General features: G+C 40.9%; 13 protein-coding genes. 8 read left to right on the forward strand and 5 right to left on the reverse strand.

From position 1 onward, the window contains the following. Positions 1–57 precede the first annotated feature (57 nt). From M3221_RS19590 to M3221_RS19605, 4 genes are all read left to right on the forward strand, one after another. A complete protein-coding gene (locus tag M3221_RS19590; protein ID WP_251273391.1) occupies positions 58–885 on the forward strand; it encodes a sugar phosphate isomerase/epimerase family protein in 828 nt (275 codons plus the stop codon). A 214-nt stretch (positions 886–1,099) separates the two neighbouring features. After that, positions 1,100–2,527 (forward strand): D-xylose transporter XylE, encoded by a 1,428-nt coding sequence (gene xylE / locus M3221_RS19595; protein ID WP_251273392.1) that lies wholly within the window; start codon positions 1,100–1,102, stop codon positions 2,525–2,527. A 462-nt stretch (positions 2,528–2,989) separates the two neighbouring features. Further along, positions 2,990–4,660, forward strand: coding sequence for a 5'-nucleotidase C-terminal domain-containing protein (locus M3221_RS19600; protein WP_251273393.1), 1,671 nt, complete (start codon positions 2,990–2,992; stop codon positions 4,658–4,660). Between the two features lie 287 nt (positions 4,661–4,947). Next, complete coding sequence (locus M3221_RS19605) at positions 4,948–5,952, forward strand: LacI family DNA-binding transcriptional regulator (RefSeq protein ID WP_251273394.1); 1,005 nt, start codon at positions 4,948–4,950, stop codon at positions 5,950–5,952. Positions 5,953–6,135: 183 nt separating this feature from the next. On the opposite strand, the gene M3221_RS19610 is transcribed toward M3221_RS19605, so the two are convergent. From M3221_RS19610 to M3221_RS19620, 3 genes are all read right to left on the reverse strand, one after another. Then, positions 6,136–6,582, reverse strand: a complete 447-nt coding sequence (locus M3221_RS19610; RefSeq protein ID WP_251273395.1) for an Hsp20/alpha crystallin family protein — start codon at positions 6,580–6,582, stop codon at positions 6,136–6,138. Positions 6,583–6,819: 237 nt separating this feature from the next. Continuing rightward, a complete protein-coding gene (gene mbcS / locus M3221_RS19615) occupies positions 6,820–8,394 on the reverse strand; it encodes an acyl-CoA synthetase MbcS (RefSeq protein ID WP_251273396.1) in 1,575 nt (524 codons plus the stop codon). Positions 8,395–8,608: 214 nt separating this feature from the next. Next, positions 8,609–9,505 (reverse strand): oxidoreductase, encoded by an 897-nt coding sequence (locus M3221_RS19620; RefSeq protein ID WP_251273397.1) that lies wholly within the window; start codon positions 9,503–9,505, stop codon positions 8,609–8,611. Between the two features lie 356 nt (positions 9,506–9,861). On the opposite strand from M3221_RS19620, the gene M3221_RS19625 reads away from it, so the two are divergent. Together M3221_RS19625 and M3221_RS19630 are read left to right on the forward strand one after the other, a co-directional pair. Beyond that, on the forward strand, positions 9,862–10,380 hold the full coding sequence (locus tag M3221_RS19625; RefSeq protein ID WP_251273398.1) for a MarR family winged helix-turn-helix transcriptional regulator: 519 nt from the start codon (positions 9,862–9,864) through the stop codon (positions 10,378–10,380). 84 nt (positions 10,381–10,464) lie between these two features. Further along, positions 10,465–12,594, forward strand: a complete 2,130-nt coding sequence (locus M3221_RS19630; RefSeq protein ID WP_251273399.1) for an MMPL family transporter — start codon at positions 10,465–10,467, stop codon at positions 12,592–12,594. 263 nt (positions 12,595–12,857) lie between these two features. Here M3221_RS19630 and M3221_RS19635 read toward each other — a convergent pair whose 3' ends face one another. Together M3221_RS19635 and M3221_RS19640 are read right to left on the reverse strand one after the other, a co-directional pair. Continuing rightward, positions 12,858–13,232 (reverse strand): hypothetical protein, encoded by a 375-nt coding sequence (locus M3221_RS19635; protein ID WP_251273400.1) that lies wholly within the window; start codon positions 13,230–13,232, stop codon positions 12,858–12,860. 638 nt (positions 13,233–13,870) lie between these two features. Next, positions 13,871–15,295 carry a DHA2 family efflux MFS transporter permease subunit gene (locus M3221_RS19640; RefSeq protein ID WP_251273426.1) on the reverse strand — a complete coding sequence of 475 codons (1,425 nt, stop codon included), beginning with the start codon at positions 15,293–15,295 and terminating at the stop codon, positions 13,871–13,873. A 286-nt stretch (positions 15,296–15,581) separates the two neighbouring features. Between M3221_RS19640 and M3221_RS19645 the strand changes: the two genes are divergently transcribed. Further along, positions 15,582–16,184: a TetR/AcrR family transcriptional regulator gene (locus M3221_RS19645; protein WP_251273401.1), complete on the forward strand. Its 603-nt coding sequence runs from the start codon at positions 15,582–15,584 to the stop codon at positions 16,182–16,184. A 453-nt stretch (positions 16,185–16,637) separates the two neighbouring features. Continuing rightward, complete coding sequence (locus tag M3221_RS26395; RefSeq protein ID WP_285881387.1) at positions 16,638–17,486, forward strand: STAS domain-containing protein; 849 nt, start codon at positions 16,638–16,640, stop codon at positions 17,484–17,486. The last annotated feature ends 255 nt before the right edge of the window (positions 17,487–17,741 follow it).

Consider the following 17,741-nt stretch of genomic DNA (forward strand, 5'->3'; position numbering starts at 1 on the left):
GATTAACGGTTTTAAGTTTCGGATAATTCAAACTACTTTGTATGTGGAGGGAATCAAATGGTAAGAGAGTATGGTCTGTGCCTTTGGACATTTGGAGAAATCGCCTTCGAGGAAAAATGTAAGCTTGCAAAAGAAATCGGCGTAAGCGGAGTAGAAGTTCAAGGAAACTTGTCTCAAGACCCAGCTGAATTACAAGCTGTCTTAAGGAAGCATGATTTAAAAGTTTTATCTGTCACCCCTGATAATGTGGATATTTCCAGTGCTGATGAACAGGTTCGTTCCAGTGCGGTTCAATATTTCCTGGATCTATTAAGCTGGGCACAGGAACTGGGTGCTCAAAGAATCTGTCTGCATGGTGATGTGGGGAAAACGCAAGGATGTGGAGACTCAGCGAAAGATTGGGAATTGCTTGTGAAAAGTTCAACGGCGATCCTGCAAAAAGCAGAGGAACTTGATATTGAGGTCGTGTTTGAAGTACTGAATCGTTATGAAAACCACCAAATTGTTACAGCGGAAGAAGCACTGCGTTTACTGGACGAAGTGAAAAGCGAAAAATTTAAGGTACTCTTAGACGCTTACCATATGAATATTGAAGAATCTTGCCCTATTAAGGCAGTAAAGAAGGCAAAGGATAAACTGGGTGTTTACCATGTGGCGGATTCGAATAGACAGGCGGTTGGCAACGGGCATGCAGATATTAAAGGCCAAATTGAGGCTTTGCATGAAATCGGTTATAAGGGGCCGATCATTATGGAAATGACGGCTGAAGGGCCAAATCCATTTACACCAGTTAAAGACGGGGATTATGTAAAAGTAGTAGTGGGGTACTACAAGGATTCATTGCAAAAAATAAAGGAATGGGATCTAGCTAAAGTAAGCTCTTAAAAACAATCATTCTATTTAAGCTGTTAAGCTGTTTGGAACGGGATTGTCCAGGCTCATGTCAGTATCCCATGAGTCTGGATAAAAAATCATTATTAACACTCTAAGAGAAGAAATCATTTTAAGGGGCAAAATAAAAGCTTAACGCGTGGAACCAGGCGCCAGGCAATTACTGAAAGGCTCCTTGTCAAATTTATAATGAAGGTGAGTCTGAAAGATGAAGCCAAACATGAAATATATGATTTACTTAACGTCCATTACTGCATTAGGAGGTTTGTTGTTCGGGTACGATACGGCAGTCATTTCAGGTGCGGAACAGTCGCTGCAGGTCTACTTTATTGAGAAGCTGGGATTAAACACCGTGTTTCACGGGCTGACAGTATCAAGTGCTTTAATTGGATGTGTCGTGGGCGGGCTGATTAGTGGAGTTGTCGCCAATCGAATAGGGCGCAGAAATTCACTGATCATTGCAGCGGTTTTGTTTTTTATTTCAGCATTGCTTTCTGGTTATCCTGAGTTTCTCTTTTTTGAAAAAGGGGAACCGACGATTGGCCTTTTCATTATGTTTAACATTTACAGAATTATTGGCGGCGTAGGTGTTGGCTTGGCTTCAGGATTAGGGCCGCTATATATTAGTGAAACGTCTCCTGCAAACATTAGAGGAAGACTCGTAACCTTAAACAATTTAGCGATTATTTTTGGCACGCTGCTCGTTTATTTTGTGAACTGGAAGATAGCTGCCGGGCAAAGCATCAGTTGGATTAATGATTTAGGCTGGAGATACATGTTTGCTTCTGAGGCCATCCCGGCACTTTTGTACTTTTTTCTCCTGTTTTTAGTACCTGAAACACCGCGCTATCTGATCTCTAAAAATAGAGATGAAGAAGCATTAAACATTTTAGAAAAAATAAATGGATCAAGAGAAGTAGCAAAAGACATTTATCATGAAGTCAAACAAACGATGGATACGCAGAAAGCGCGTGTTTTTTCATACGGGAAGCTAGTTGTCATCGTCGGAATTTTAATAGCGGCTTTCCAGCAGTTTGTCGGGATCAATGTCATTTTATACTATGCACCCCGTATATTTGCTGATATGGGAGCGAGTGCAGATACGTCCATGCTTCAAACGGTTCTTCTGGGAGTCGTCAACTTCGTTTTTGTTTTTCTGGCTCTTATAGCCGTTGACAAATGGGGCAGAAAGCGTTTGCTGCTTCTTGGCTCGCTTGGAATGACGGTTGGCATGTTTGGGGTAGCTGCTTTATCGTTTGCCGATTCGATGGGAGTCGGAGCATTGGTACTGATTTTGCTTTACGCCGCTTTTTACAATTTATCGTGGGGTCCGCTTACGTGGGTCTTGGCTTCTGAGATTTTCCCGAATAAAATAAGAGGCCAGGTGATGGCAATAACCGTAGTAGCCAATTGGAGCTCGAATTTACTGATATCCGCCACATTCCCTTCGTTGTTGGAAATAAGCGCCGGTATGACGTATAGCTTCTATGGATTGATGTGTGTGCTTGCTTTCATTTTTGTATGGAAATGGGTGCCTGAAACAAAAGGGAAAACCCTAGAAGAGATTGAAACACATTGGAAGCCAGCACAAGCTGAAACGACTGCCGATTTGCGCCCGAAAAAAGTTGGTTCATAAGTGAATGCAGATCCAGCTGCCAAAAAAACAGTTTAAGGTGCAAAGCGAGACGGCTATGGACGTTCAAATGGTTAAAATGCACTTCTTATATGGAGCGCTTTCCTTAAAAGGAATGTAAGGTTGAACCCGTTTTTTTATACACTTTTTAAACAAGAGATGTGTCATAGCCATCTAGCGAAAGGAAAGCGCTTCCTCTTTTCGGTTCTACGGGAAGTTCAAATTGTGAAGATGGATGATGGTTACGATGCAAAATGACGGGACTTTTAAACGAAGTCCCGTCGTTTTGCATCATAAGAACAATAAAGTTTAATACAACTATTTATTAAGTTGTCTGGAAACTGATTTGAATTTAAAATTTTAACATAAGCCTTACATATTCTTAACAAAAAACCTCCTTTCATCTGATATGCTCATTTTGGTTAAAACTATGAAATGAACACTTCGCTGGGAGAGTGAATCTATATGAAAAGAAGAAAAAAAGATTCTGTAAAGAAATTCTTACGAGCATCATTAGCAGTAACGGTTTTATCCTCTACTGTTGTTTCATCTCACGCTTTTGCTTCAGAGAATAAAGAAAAACAGAATAAGCAAAACCAGAATGCAAGTACAGTCAAGGTTCAATTGCTGGGGTTAAATGACCTGCATGGACAAATCGATACTGTAACAAAACTAAAATTAAATGGTGAGAATGTGCTTGCCGGAAGTATGGAGTACACGGCTGCAGCGATAAAACAGAGAGAGGCGGCAAATCCAAATACTCTTTTAGTACATACTGGTGATATGATTGGTGGAAGTCCGCTTGTTTCAGCAGCTTTCCAAGATGAGCCAACTGTTGAAGTGATGGAATCTATGGGGGTTGACGTAGGAACACTTGGAAACCATGAATTTGATGAAGGGATCGAAGAGTTGCATCGTATGATTGGGGGCGGGGATCACCCAAAAGGAGTTCCCGGATACGATGGAATGAATTTCCCGATCGTTGCGGCTAATGCGTTTGATACGGCAACGGGAGAATTAATCACAAAGCCTTATGTCGTTAAAAAAGCAGGCGGTAAGAAAATTGGATTCATCGGGGTCGTGACCCAAGAAACACCTAATATTATCGTAAGCAAAGGGAATGAAACCCTTAAAATTACAGATGAGGCTGAAGCCATTAACAAGTATGCGGAGAAATTGAAGAAAAAAGGCGTGGAGGCCATTGTGGTACTCGCTCATAATCCGACAACCCAGACGGGTAATAGTGATGCATTTGATGCGTCCAAAATCGCTGAGAATGTGGACGATGAAATAGATGTAATCTTTTCTGCCCATAACCATGCAAAAGTCAATAAAGTAGTCGACAGCAAGTTAATCGTGCAATCATATTCATACGGTTCAGCATTTTCTGATGTGGACCTTGAACTTGATCCAGTTTCGGGAGATGTCGTGAACAAGCAAGCCGAAATCGTGACCGTGTATCAAAAAGATTACACACCAGATACTGAAGTTTCAACCATTATCAATAAGTACAAGGATTTAGTGGAACCCATTAAAGCGGAGGTGGTTGGGCATTCTTTAACCACGCTATCTACCGCTAAAGCCTATACAGGGGATTATCGTGACCTGCCGCTGGGGAATTTGATTGCCGACGGAATGAAGGTAAATATGAATGCGGACTTTGCCCTTATGAACGGTGGAGGAGTGCGGGCACAGCTTGACGCCGGGGAAGTAACATTTGGTGATTTATTCTCTATTCAGCCATTTGGCAACGTGCTAAATAAAGTAACCGTAACAGGTGCTGATTTAGAAACGATATTAAATAATCAGCTCTCTCCTGCAGGGTATGACTTCCACGTTGCTGGATTCAACTACACGTATGCGGTGGATGCCCAAGCAAACACAGCAAAAGTGGTGGATATCACTCTTCCTGATGGAAGCAAAATTGATAAAACAAAAGAATATACCGTGGTCGTAAACAATTATATGTTTGGTAATGCAAAGTATGGTATTGCAGCTGTTTCCCGCGGTATGGAAGTAGGACCGGAAGATATCCAAGCAACGGTCGACTATGTCAAAACATTGCCTAGCCCATTTGAATACAAGCAAGAGGGACGTATTAAGGAAGTAACTCCAGTTGCGGCGGCTGCTCATTAATAACAAATAGATCTATCAAGAAATTTTAAATTTAAAATGGATATAAAAGGAGAGCGGCTTTCACCAGCTGCTCTTCTTTTTATTGCAGTCAACTATGGATGAAATAACAACATTAAAGCTTAACAGCGTGATTCTTTCCGAAAGAAAGCAGGAAAAAAGTGGGGCATTCCCGTTAAAGCCTTCAATTATGAATCGCTTTCTCAACGACAGCATCTTCTTTAATTCCAGTAAAAATAGGTTAAAATAGATAGTAAAGCAGTGAGAAAGAAAAGAGGGGAAAGGGAACGATGAAACCTACCATCTATGATGTAGCTAAAAAAGCAGGCGTGTCCATTTCTACTGTATCTAAAGTGCTTAATAATACTGGGAACCTGGCAGACAAAACAAGAAAAAAAGTGCAGGAAACGATGCAGGAATTAAATTATCAGCCCAGTGTTACGGCATCCGTAAAAAAGCGCATTCAAACGGTTGGGCTTTTAATACCGAGCATCGCCAACCCGTTTATGGCAGAAATAGCGCGCAGCATTGAAAACCATCTTAAGCGGCACGGTTACAGTCTGATGATTTGCAGCACAGACAATGACATTAAAAATGAATTGGAATACATTTCGATTCTAAAACAAAAGTATACAGATGGCATCATTGTCGCAACAGGATTGAAAAAAGAGAAGTCTATCAAAGAGCTGATGAAAACGAATCTTCCGATGGCCTTGCTTTCAAGAGACGTTCCTTCTCTTGCGGTAGATACGGTGCTGGTGGATGATTATTTAGGCGGTTATGAAGCCACAAAACATTTAATTGATCTTGGACACGAAAAGATTGCGATGATCACAGAGGACGCCACCTATTCAGTCGTCCGATCAAGGGTTCAAGGCTATAGAAATGCGCTTGAAGAACACGGTTTACCGTATGATGAAAGCTTTGTTATACATAACAATATTTCCATTGATGAAGGAAAAGAGGCGATGTTGAGCCTATTAAAAAAACAGAGTCCGCCAACAGCCGTTTTTGCTTCTACGGAAGCATTGGCAATTGGGGCACTGCAGGGAGCACGCGGGTGGAATATACAAGTTCCAAATGAGCTATCGATTGTCGGATTTGATAATACCATTCTATCCACAATCTGTGAGCCGCCTTTAACAACGATTGCCCAGCCGATTGATGAGATGGGAAAAAAAGTAGTGGAGCTGCTTATTGAAGAAATTGAGAAAAAAAAGGAATCCAAACAGCGCGTCATCCTGTCTCCTAAATTGGTGGTGCGAAACTCTACAGCAAAGAAAAAAGAGAGTTAATATTTTACCTTTTTCTAAAGAACCAGATCATGGTTCTTTTTTTCTTTTATTCTTAAATAAGGGGAAAAGGGTGTGAGCAGGCTGAGCCGAAAAGAAAAAAATTGCAAAACATCAAGGCCAGTGCTTTGAGTCAGCCTGCTTTCTCCCATAGCCAATACATCTTTCAATACGAAAACAAAGAGGTCAGTCAATCTCGATAATGGTTTCCGCTTGTTCCCTTTTTGGGATAATGACTCTCAGCAGTCCATCCTTAAATGTTGCTTTTATTTTGCCTGTTCCAGGCGAACAAGGGAGTACCACAATTCTTTCGACTTTCTGCACGGATTGATTTTTAAGAATGATTTCATCTTTATCATTTTTAGCTGTAGTAGAAGAAATGTTTTCTACACTAACTTTTACCTGGCCGTTTCTTAGCATGTAGATTTGTATCTGCTCTTTCCTACAGTTCTTTAACTCTGCTTCAATGACCATATTTGAGCCCGTTTCATAGCAGGTCAAATCGGAAATTGGCTGGCTGAAATAATGGCCAGCATACTTCATCGATTCATTAAAAAAGGAATCAAACGATTTGATTAAATCTCCGACTGAGCCTTGAAACAGGTCGGGAAGGTTTTTTTTATTGAAATCCAATGGTCTCTCTCCTTTGTCTTTTTTAACAAATTATGCGCAAGACCTCGGAAAGGAACTTAGTAAATCTTCATTTTTGTTAATGATAATAACGACGTCGATCGACTCCGTTATACTTCTGATTTCCTGACTTCATTACGCTAAACAGTTATTTGCTGCAGGCTAAAAATACACAGGTTGCATAAAAAAACAGCCAAGTATGTACTTGGCTGCCGTTCAATAGGAGAGAGTTCAGGGGTATCATTGATTCCCGCGGCTTCTTAAATCAACACGTTTGATTTTTCCGGAATCCGTTTTTGGCAGGTGGTCAACGAACTCGATAAGCCTTGGATATTTATAAGGTGCTGTTATTTGTTTAACAAAGCTCTGCAGTTCCTTCACAAGTTCAGCGGAACCTTCAACTCCAGTTTGTAATACAATAAAAGCTTTCACGACATTCCCTCTAATTTCATCAGGGCTTGCAACAGCCGCACATTCCAGTACAGCAGGATGTTTCATTAAGGCATCTTCAATTTCAAAGGGGCCGATTGTATAACCGGAGCTGATAATGACATCATCACTTCTTCCCTGGAACCAGTAAAAGCCTTCTTCATCTTTGCTGGCGCGGTCTCCCGTTAAGAAATAATCTCCTGTATAGGAACTTTCCGTTTTTTGGGGGTCTTTATAATACATTTTAAAGAGTGCCGGCAATTCTTTCCGAATGGCGATATTGCCAATCTCGCCTGTTTGAACGGGAACACCATCCTCATCAACGATGTCAATCGTATCATTCAAGATCGGTTTGCCCATTGAGCCTATCTTATGTTCGGCACCCTGCAGCGTTCCGATTAAAAGTGTGCTTTCCGTTTGTCCATAGCCGTCTCTTATTTGGATATTAAATGTATTTTTAAATACATCGATCACTTCCATATTAAGGGCTTCTCCGGCAGAAACAGCACTTCTTAAGTTTGAAAGGTCGTATTGGTTTAATCCTTCTGTTTTGGCCATCATTCGGTATTCAGTAGGCGTACAGCAAAGCACATTGATCTTTTGATCTTGAAGCAGCTTTAAGTATCTCTGAGGGGTGAATCTTCCCTGATAAACAAATCCGGTTGCACCTGAACCTAAAACCGAAAGGAAGGGGGACCATACCCATTTTTGCCAGCCTGGAGCAGCTGTTGCCCATACAGTATCCGATTCTTTAATATTAAGCCATTCCTCGGCAGCGATACGAATATGGGCATAACCCCAGCTATGTGCATGAGCAACACCTTTTGGATTCCCGGTTGTGCCGGAAGTGTAAGCGAGAAAAGCAAGGTCGTCGCGTTTCGTGATTTGGTTGTCGAAGTTCTCAGAAGAAGAATCCATGATGCTATGAATATCTGCCCACCCAGCCTTTGTTCCTCCAAAAGAAACTTTGCGTTCAAGATACGGAAGCTCTTCCTCAATGGCATCAATTTCATTTGTAAAATCAGCATAAGAAATCACCGCTTTGGCTTCAGAGTGGTTCAGCCGGTAAGCGATATCCTTGGCACGCAGCAGTTCAGAAGAAGGGATAATGACAAGTCCTGCTTTTAAACAAGCCATATAAATCACATAAGACTCAATTAAGCGAGTCGTCACGATCATGACACGGTCTCCCTTTTCCAAACCAAGATGGTTTAACCCATTTGCAAGCTTATTGGATTGTTTAATCAGCTCGTTATACGTGATCGTTTGAGTAGCTCCAGCTTCATTTTGATAAACGAGAGCCAGTTTATCCGAAGCATGCTTCTCAATTTCCTGCGTAATATTATAATTTTCCGGTGCCGTTAACTCCGTTTTATAATCATACATGTATAAAGGACCTCAATTCGTGTAAAGTTATCTCATCTCTATTATATTATACCTGGATTTAGTACCTGGCGCTAATAAATCGGACTGAACGAATAAGATCTAAAGAATTGAAATGTTATTGTATTCACACAAATAAGCCCCATTCCTTAAGCGAGGAATGGGGCTTATTCTTTCATTTGTAGAGTTCCAGGCTTTGTTGTTCTTTACCGATAGCTCACGAAAAATCAAATACGACTCCTGTTAATTCCTCGGACACATCCCATAGTTTCCTCATTGTCTTCTCATCATAGACTCCTTTGGCAGGCACTTCGATCGCAGGGTATCCTTTATGGTTTCCTCTTCCGTCGGGGCCGATGTATTCTCCGCCTTTCAATGTTTCTTTGGTCGCAGCATAAATGGTAGGTAAGGCTCCCATTTCCGGTGTCTGGAAAAACCGATAGAGCAGAGATTTCACGATTGGCTGCATGCGTTCCCCTCCGACCTTGAAAAGGTTCGTCGCACTAATCCCCGGGTGGCACGCTACACTCATTGCATTTATTCCAGCTTGTTTCAGCCGGTTGTCGAATTCCTTTGCGAACAATAGGTTCGCAAGCTTGCTTTGACGGTAAAACTTCATTGCTTTGTAGCCTTTAGAGCCGTCCAGGTTACTAAAGTCGATGGCTGCTTTTCTATGTGCAATGCTGCTCAGCGTGACCACGCGGGCGGAAGGGGTCGCTTTTAGCAGCGGAAGCAAATGGCCGGTTAGGGCAAAGTGGCCCAAATGGTTTCCGCCAAACTGCAATTCAAATCCATCCTTCGTTTTTTGGTAGGGAGGGACCATCACGCCTGCATTATTAATCAGGATGTCGAGCTGGTCAAAACGCTCTTTGTACGCATCAGCGAATGTCTTTACGCTGGCAAGGTCCGCCAAATCCAGTGTCATAACGGAAACTTTTGCTCCTTCATGCTCTTTTTTAATATTTTGTGCTGCTTCTTTTCCTTTTTCCTCGTTCCGAACCGCCAGTACGACGTCGGCACCTTGTGCTGTCAATGCTTTGGCAGCCTCAAAGCCTATTCCGCTGTTTGCTCCGGTAATAATCACTTTCTTTCCTTTTACGTCTTGTTTTCCCAAACCTATTCCTCCCGTTAACATGTTGTAAAAATCTATTAATCCAAAAAATGTGCCATTTCCTTCTCTGTTCTGTCCGATATGTAAGAAATCGATACTGCCCTCGTTGCAGTTATTAAAATTAAGGACTATATGGGAAGAATCATATACAGGAATGCAAAAGAAAGCAAAGAAAATACCCGGTTTTTAAAAAGCAGGAGAAACTTTCTTGCTTTCTTAGGGTTACTGTCAGCGGTTGACAGATTTGTACATATCCGTTTTTACCTTGACAAAGCAGATAGATGATTGTAACATACATCCCGTACGATGTATCGTATAAGATGCATCGTACAGGATGATTTTTGGGAGGAAGATAGATAATGAGGGAAAGAGCTGAATTTATTCGTGAATCTATCGATTTTTTACATCGGTATATGATGAAAAGTATTCAAAAACATGCGGAGGAGCAGGGTGTCACCGTACCCCAGGCACGGGTTATAGCCGAAGTGCTGGTAAATGAAGCAATCAGTATCAAACAGCTGACGCAAAACCTAAGAATGACTCAAAGTACTGTTTCGGATATTGTTGAACGGCTTACCGCAAAAGGAATTCTCATGAAAACCCCTAATCCTAAAGACAAACGGTCGGTAAACATTACCCTGACTGAGAAAACCCTGAAAGAAATAAATGAAGGTGCACCAGAACCCTTCAACCAGGCAGTAAGAGATGTATTAAATCTGTTAAAGCCAAATGAACAGGAGATCGTGGAGGAAGGAATGCGGTTATTCGTTTCAGCTGTTAAAGAAAAAATGGAGGCAGAAGGAATGGATCACTCAGAGTATTTTGATGTCCTGTTTTTCCCTCAAGATAACCCGTGGGGAAATAAAGATTCCAAATAAAACTAGGAGGAGATTAAAATAGCAAAGTATCTTTACAGGTTAGGACAATGGGCAGCCATACACCGGAAAAAAGTAGTTTTTAGCATGCTGGGAATTTTGCTTGTATTAGCGGCTCTTGCCTTGAACATGGGTTCCTCGTTTAATGAGGATCTGACCATTCCAAATACACCGGCAGACCAGGCAGGCAAAGTCATTAGTGAAGAATTTAAGGGAGCAGGAAGCCAAGGGGCCAAAGTACAAATCGTCTTTAAAGCGCCTGAAAATGAAACGCTGGAATCGGCAGAAGTACAACAAGTCATTACAGATACATTAAATGAAATCAAAAAAGACCCAGATGTCGCTTCTGTGGCAACACCGATGCAGCTTATGAATATAAGCGAAGATAAGAAGATCGGGTATGGGGAAGTAACGTTCAAAGTCAAAGCCGAAGAGGTAACAGAGGATTCTAAAAACAATATTTTAGACCACATTAAAACAACAAGGGATGCAGGCATTCAAACGGAGGTAAGAGGGGATAACCTGGCATTTTCTGAATCAGCGGCCCATTTTGCTGAGGCAGCTGGGATTGTGATTGCCTTTTTGGTACTGGCTGTTACCTTTGCATCGTTTATCGCAGCTGGACTGCCGATTCTTACGGCTGTTCTAGGATTAGGCATTGGGCTGATTGGGATCGTCATAGGAACCAATTTTATCGACATCCAATCTGTTTCTATCTCCTTGGCGGCCATGCTGGGACTGGCAGTAGGAATCGATTACGCTTTATTTATCATGTCGCGCTTTAAAGAGCAGCTTGCCAAAGGATATTCTGTTCAGCAATCGATTGCCATAGCTAATGGAACAGCTGGGGGCGCCGTTGTATTTGCAGGAATTACGGTCGTTATTGGGCTTTTGGGATTGGCTGTTGCGCAGATTCCGTTTTTAACCATGATGGGAATCTCGGCAGCCGTCAGTATCCTGACAGCGGTTTTAGTATCCATCATCGTATTGCCGGCGATATTAGGCATGATCGGTCATAAAATTGGACCGTCTAAGGAAAATAAATTCCTGCAAAAGCTTACGGGAATGGATAAGAAAAAAGAAGGCTCGAGCAAATGGGGAGAATTTGTTACAAAGCGACCTTTAATGGTTTCCATCGTTGCGATTGCGCTGCTTGTAATCATTGCCGTTCCTATGTTCCATATGAATCTTGGGCTGCCTTCTGATGGGACAACGAAGTCAACAGAGACAACGGAAAGAAGAGCGTATGATTTGCTGACAGAAGCATATGGCGAAGGATTTAATGCCTCGTTGGTAGTAGCAGCAAAAGCTGAAGAAGCAGACAGCAAAACGCCACAGACAGTGAATGAGATTGCAAAAGAATTGAGCGAGCTGTCTGGTGTTAAAAGTGTAACCCCGGCTTTTCCTGGACCTTCTGGAGAATTGTATGTAATGAATGTTATACCAGAAACCGGACCGGATGACACAAAGACTAAGGATCTGGTAAAGACCATTCGAGAAAAATCTGAGCAGGCTGAAAAAGAAAACCAGATAGAACTGATGGTTACAGGCACGACAGCGATGAATATTGATATTGCACAAAAGCTAAATGATGCCCTGCCAATATTCGCCTCAATCATCGTAGGGCTTGCTTATGTACTCCTGGTTCTGGTATTTAGGTCTCTTTTAATCCCATTAAAAGCCGTATTAGGATTCCTGCTTTCCCTGGGTGCTACACTTGGATTTGTCGTATTTATCGTGCAGGATGGAAACTTGCTTGACCTCTTTGGTTTTCCAGCTTCAGGCCCGATCTTAGCGTTCCTGCCTGTTATCTTGATCGGAATCTTATTCGGGCTGGCAATGGATTACGAGATCTTCCTGGTCAGCAAAATGCGTGAAGTGTATGTTCATACAGGAGATCCCCGCAAAGCCATTTTAGATGGAATGCGCGACAGCGGCAGGGTCGTGACAGCAGCAGGATTGATCATGATGGCGGTATTCATTGGCTTTATGATGACGCCTGATGCGATGATTAAAGTAATGGGAATGGCCCTGGCGTTTGGTGTTCTCTTTGATGCGTTTGTTGTGAGAATGACCATCGTGCCTGCCGTGATGACGTTAATGGGGAAATCAGCTTGGTATTTGCCAAAATGGCTGGATAAAATTTTGCCAAATATCGACGTTGAGGGAGAAACCATTATGAACCATATTGAAAAGAAAAATGAGAGAGCTGTTTAAATAGAAAAGCAGAAGTAAACTCGTCATTAAGTTAAAAATCCGCTGTCCTTTATAGAATAGCGGATTTTTTATTCAAGGGCTGAGTCATATTTCTATTGAACAAATGGTTACGAACGAACTTTCATTCAAGATATTGCTGATGCTGTCACTTTTGCCGGTAAGCTGCACATAGCTTTGCTTATGGTGCAGAAAAGAAAAAGCAATCTTATACAGGAAAGATCGCTTGTTGTGTTATTCAAGGTAATTAAATTAAGTTATTTCAGTTATAACATCATTTTCTTTTTGAATTCTGGATCGGAAGAAAGCTCTTTACGTTTATCGTAATATAAAAGGGTGCTTATTTCTTCCTGTGGCATGGCGGAAATATGTTTAGAAGTTACTTTAAAAATAAGATTTTGATCTTCTAGTTTTTCACAAAATCTCCGGTGCATTCCATTACGAATTTTGGCCGTAATAATCATGTTTGGAATCGAATTTAAAAACCCTCGGAAGGTCTCATCATCCATTCCTTTGTCCAGCAATTCTGAAGAAAGTTCATCGCACCAATTCAGAAGATCAATCAGTTCTCGTATGTTAGATGCTGCAAGGTATTTTTCCCAAAACTCGTTAACGTGTATCTCAATTGTTTTATTGTTCATAGAATCAGCAGATTAAGTAAAAATCCGCTTTCCTCCTTTTGTAAAAGTATTGGTGTAAATGTAAGACGCTATTATATGTCCATTTATTTCTTAAGTATATGTCGTTGGAAAAATAAAAATACTTACTTTTTAGGACAAATTGCATACTGCTGGTTATTATTTCTGAAGAAAAGATCGTGAACAACTGCAAACATTACAATAAGTGACATGATGGTGACGGAATCTATAGTACTAATTCCTATAATATTTATCGTTCATAATGACTAAATCTTTAATAGTAAACTATATCGTAATTGGGAAAATACCAAAAATAGTGTAAAGGGTACCGGCTAGGATTCGGAGCTATCCGCCATTTTTAAGTGCCTTTATCCGTTTTCATCAACAGTTTCGGTAGGCAATTATCCTGCACTGGGCTATACAAAGTTGAGACAGCGATCATCTATTTGCAAAAGATTATAAAGAGGGAACAAACAGCACGCCGTTTAGCAGCGGGTTCATTAAATAAGAACAAGTTAAAAAGCAGTGATTTTTATATCACTGCTTTTTGACTTGTTTAGTTTTTTAGTCTTTAACATAGCAGATGAGTGTTCAAGTTCATCCTAAGCATTCTTGGCATTCGCTTTGTGTCTTATGCTTTTTTAATTAGCAGCTTTATTCAGGTTAGTGCTGGAAATCTCTTCGGAGCTTTGTTCTGTACGTTTGATAAAAAAGGACAAAACCAATGCGATAGCGGCTATTCCGATAATGACCACATAAGCGTCGTTAATCCCCTGAATAGTGGCTTCTAACATCATTTGTTGTTGGGTTGCCCCGTTTCCGCCTGCCGACATTATGTCCGTTAGATGTGTTTTAGTGCGGTCTGTCATCACCGTTACAAGAAGGGAGGTGCCGACTGCACCTGCTACCTGCCTGATGGTATTGGAGATTGCGGTACCATGAGCACTCAAGTTAGAAGGCAGTTGATTTAAGCCAGCTGTTTGAATTGGCATCAGCATCAGTGCCATTCCGATACGACGGCCTGTAGACATTAGAATCAAGTATGTGTAGCTGGTTGAGTCTGTTAAATCAATAAAGCCAATCGTGGTAATGATGGTAATGATCAAACCGATAATAGAGAGCCATTTTGCTCCATACCGGTCAAACAGCCTGCCGGTAACAGGCATTAAGAAGCCCATCACAAGCGCACCAGGAAGAAGCAATAAACCAGACTCTAAAGCTGTGTAGCCGCGTGCACTCTGCAAGTACAATGGGAGCAGCATCATATCTGCATACATTACCATTGTAATCGCAATGTTGATGACAGTTGTCAGGGAGAACATATTGTATTTGAAGGCACGAAGATCCAGCAATGGACTCTGAGACGTTAACTGCCTCCATGTAAAAAGTCCAAGTGCAACGACCCCTACGGCAATAGAGAGGAGTACCTCACTGCTGGACCAGCCTTCGCTGCCAGCCCGGCTGAAGCCGTATAACAGCGTGCCAAACCCTATTGTTGAGAGGATGACACTGATCATATCAATTTTCGTTATCACTTGTTCTGAAATGTTCTTTAAATAAACAAAGCCGCAGATAATGACCAAAAGGGCAAACGGAATCATGCCGTAGAACATAACTTCCCATTTGAAGTTTTCCAGGATATATCCTGCCATAGTAGGGCCGATGGCTGGCGCAAAAATGATCGCAAAGCCCACCATGCCCATCGCTGCACCTCTTTTATTGGGGGGGAAAAGCGTAAAAATAACGTTCATAAGCAGCGGCATAATGATCCCTGCACCTGCTGCCTGGATCATACGCCCGGTCAAAAGAGCCGGGAAGCTTGTAGCTGCAGCGGATACGATCGTACCTGCCAGAAAGATCAGCATTGATGCTTGAAAAAGCTGGCGGGTAGTAAATCTTTGCATAAGATACGCAGTGATGGGGATGAGCACACCATTCACTAACATATAGCCCGTTGTCAGCCATTGTGCCGTAGCAGCTGAAATATGAAAATCAATCATTAATTCCGGGGTGGCAACGCTCATGATGGTTTGATTCAATGTGGCTAGAAATGCCCCCAAAATCATGATAAACAGGATAGGTCCTTTTTTAACAGGACGACTATCTGTACCTATGTCTTTATTCAACCTGCAAACTTCCTTTCTTTTCTCACTAGATTTAATTTACAATGTGTAAGATAATGAACAATGTATAAAATAGATTACAGTAGGGCTGAATATTTTACAATTTACAATATATCGAAAGGTGTAAAGTAATTTACATTTAATCAATTTGTGTTGTTTAGTGGTGGAATATAATACATTTCCTAATCAATTGTATATTTCATTTTAAGGAGAAAGGAAAAGGAAACCGATGGATCATACGAAAGATCATACAGACCCTCGAATTCTTCGTACGCGGTTGTTAATTAAAGAGGCTTTTGTGGATTTGCTGCAGGAAATGGATGTCGAGAAAATGTCTGTCAGCCGTATAGCAGAGCGTGCTACGATTAGCCGCGTTACGTTTTATCTGCATTATCGTGATATACCGGATATGTTAGAGAAGATGGCGGATGCTATGATTGAAGACATTCAAAATGTCATAAACGGTCAGCCAGTGAATGAGGACTCTCCCAAAAATACGGATTGGCTGAGACTCGAGAAGCTGCTTGAACATATTGCTCAACATTCTAGCTTTTATAAGGTTACTTTGGCTTCAAGGAAGGCTCCAATCTTTACTGAGCGCTTGTTAACAATGCTCACGGAAATTATTACTGAAAGATTCGAACAAAAAGGAAGGAATTCTTTCATTGATAAAGCAGGAATTCAAAAAGATATTGCAATTTGGCATAGATCTTCAGCTTTGATTGGTACGATCGTATCCTGGCTGCGAAACGATATGCCGTACACACCGCATTTTCTCGCAAAACAGTTTTACTTGCTGACTTCTTATAATCAAGATAAAAATCCTTTATGAGTGCTCAGTAAGTTTCCTGGCATCTGCCGGCGAGAAGAAAAAAGATCTTTTTAAATAATGATTGCTTTAGTTACATGAAAACAAGGCAAAGGGCCAAAACTAAACCGTATTCCAATTGTTGCAATTCGCAACTGGACGTGCAGTTTAAAAAATGGTCCTCTTTTTTTAATAACGATTAATACTATCGTTTAGCAGAGCCTGCATAACAAAGCAAAGTTCCTCAGCAGTTCATTCATACAGGTAAATTGTACTGACGGCGGTTTAGTAGTTGATCGTCGATACTGTTGAATTTCAATATTGACTTAGAAAAAAACTTATTAAAAGATATGGTTGATTTTCTTGTTAAACTAAACAGGATAGGACGGGTTAATAAGGCTTTTCCTATTAATTGATTTCCTGTAATATGTTTTTAAATATACTGAAAATAGATGCATGCTTCGGGGGATAATAAAAATGGAAAATGAGTTAAAAATTCTTGGAGAAACAATAGTAGAAACAAAATACGATATTGCTAAAAAGGTCCATGAAATTAGATTATCTGAAGCTGCTGAGGCACAAAAACACCTCATTTCTCAGCTGGAAGAGCAACAAGCGATAAATATTAGAGCCAATTTTGTGTCTCTTTTTGGGGAAGCTCTTATACTAGGTGTAGATAAAGAAAAAGCATATGCAGATATAGAAAAATGGGGAAAAGAAACAGGGCGATTTATCCACAGTTTAGGCGTGCCATTAGATGAGGCGCTTAAAGATACAGCTTATTATCGTGCTTTTATAAGCGAAGTCATAGAAGAAGCTGCAGTAAAACATAACATGTCAGTGAGAACAGTGTTTGCATCTGCCAGGGTAATTGACCCGCTCCTTGACCATGCTGTTTATTGCTTTAGTTTGACCTATATCCATTTTTATAAGGAAAGCCTTGAAAATGCGAAAACGGCATTTATAGAGTTATCAGTTCCAGTTGTCCCTCTTTCAAAAGGTATAGCCGTTTTGCCTTTGATTGGCAATATAGATACAGAAAGAGCTGGACTGTTGATGGAAGAAACATTAAAAGCGGCCAAGAGGCTAAACTTAACGCATTTGATACTTGATTTATCTGGTGTACTGATGGTTGATACAATGGTAGCAGACCAAATTTTTAAAGTAATTGATGCATTAAAACTGCTTGGTGTTCAGACGATTCTTACAGGAATTCGACCTGAAATTGCACAAACAGTCGTAAGTCTTGGTTTAGATTTCAGCAAACAAGTAACATGGGCAAATCTCCAGCAAGCTTTGGCTGATATCCATCTTTTCCATAAATAATTTGCGTACCAGATAATAAAATTGCTGACTGGCAAAGAATTAAAACATCCTTCCTTCCATTTGTATACAAGTATACTCGTATACACGTATACAAAGATTGGAGTGGTTTGAATTTTCGCTTAGCCACAGCTGGTTGGAAAAGAAAAGTTCAGCCGAGAAAGAATACAATCGATTTTGCTTGATACCGATTGATCACCGTTTAATGAAATAAATAAGAACCCCAGTTATATTGTTTTAAGTATCAATGGATGCAGG

It is taken from the genome of Domibacillus indicus, from assembly GCF_023715895.1.
Lineage (GTDB): Bacteria > Bacillota > Bacilli > Bacillales > Domibacillaceae > Domibacillus > Domibacillus indicus_A.

What these genes read in the sequence shown, in the direction of transcription:
- M3221_RS19590 (WP_251273391.1), top strand. Translation starts at nt 58, where the DNA reads ATGGTAAGAGAGTATGGTCTGTGCCTTTGGACATTTGGAGAAATCGCC.
- xylE (WP_251273392.1), top strand. Translation starts at nt 1,100, where the DNA reads ATGAAGCCAAACATGAAATATATGATTTACTTAACGTCCATTACTGCA.
- M3221_RS19600 (WP_251273393.1), top strand. Translation starts at nt 2,990, where the DNA reads ATGAAAAGAAGAAAAAAAGATTCTGTAAAGAAATTCTTACGAGCATCA.
- M3221_RS19605 (WP_251273394.1), top strand. Translation starts at nt 4,948, where the DNA reads ATGAAACCTACCATCTATGATGTAGCTAAAAAAGCAGGCGTGTCCATT.
- mbcS (WP_251273396.1), bottom strand. Translation starts at nt 8,394, where the DNA reads ATGTATGATTATAAAACGGAGTTAACGGCACCGGAAAATTATAATATT.
- M3221_RS19625 (WP_251273398.1), top strand. Translation starts at nt 9,862, where the DNA reads ATGAGGGAAAGAGCTGAATTTATTCGTGAATCTATCGATTTTTTACAT.
- M3221_RS19630 (WP_251273399.1), top strand. Translation starts at nt 10,465, where the DNA reads ATGCTGGGAATTTTGCTTGTATTAGCGGCTCTTGCCTTGAACATGGGT.
- M3221_RS19635 (WP_251273400.1), bottom strand. Translation starts at nt 13,232, where the DNA reads ATGAACAATAAAACAATTGAGATACACGTTAACGAGTTTTGGGAAAAA.
- M3221_RS19640 (WP_251273426.1), bottom strand. Translation starts at nt 15,295, where the DNA reads ATGATTTTGGGGGCATTTCTAGCCACATTGAATCAAACCATCATGAGC.
- M3221_RS19645 (WP_251273401.1), top strand. Translation starts at nt 15,582, where the DNA reads ATGGATCATACGAAAGATCATACAGACCCTCGAATTCTTCGTACGCGG.
- M3221_RS26395 (WP_285881387.1), top strand. Translation starts at nt 16,638, where the DNA reads ATGGAAAATGAGTTAAAAATTCTTGGAGAAACAATAGTAGAAACAAAA.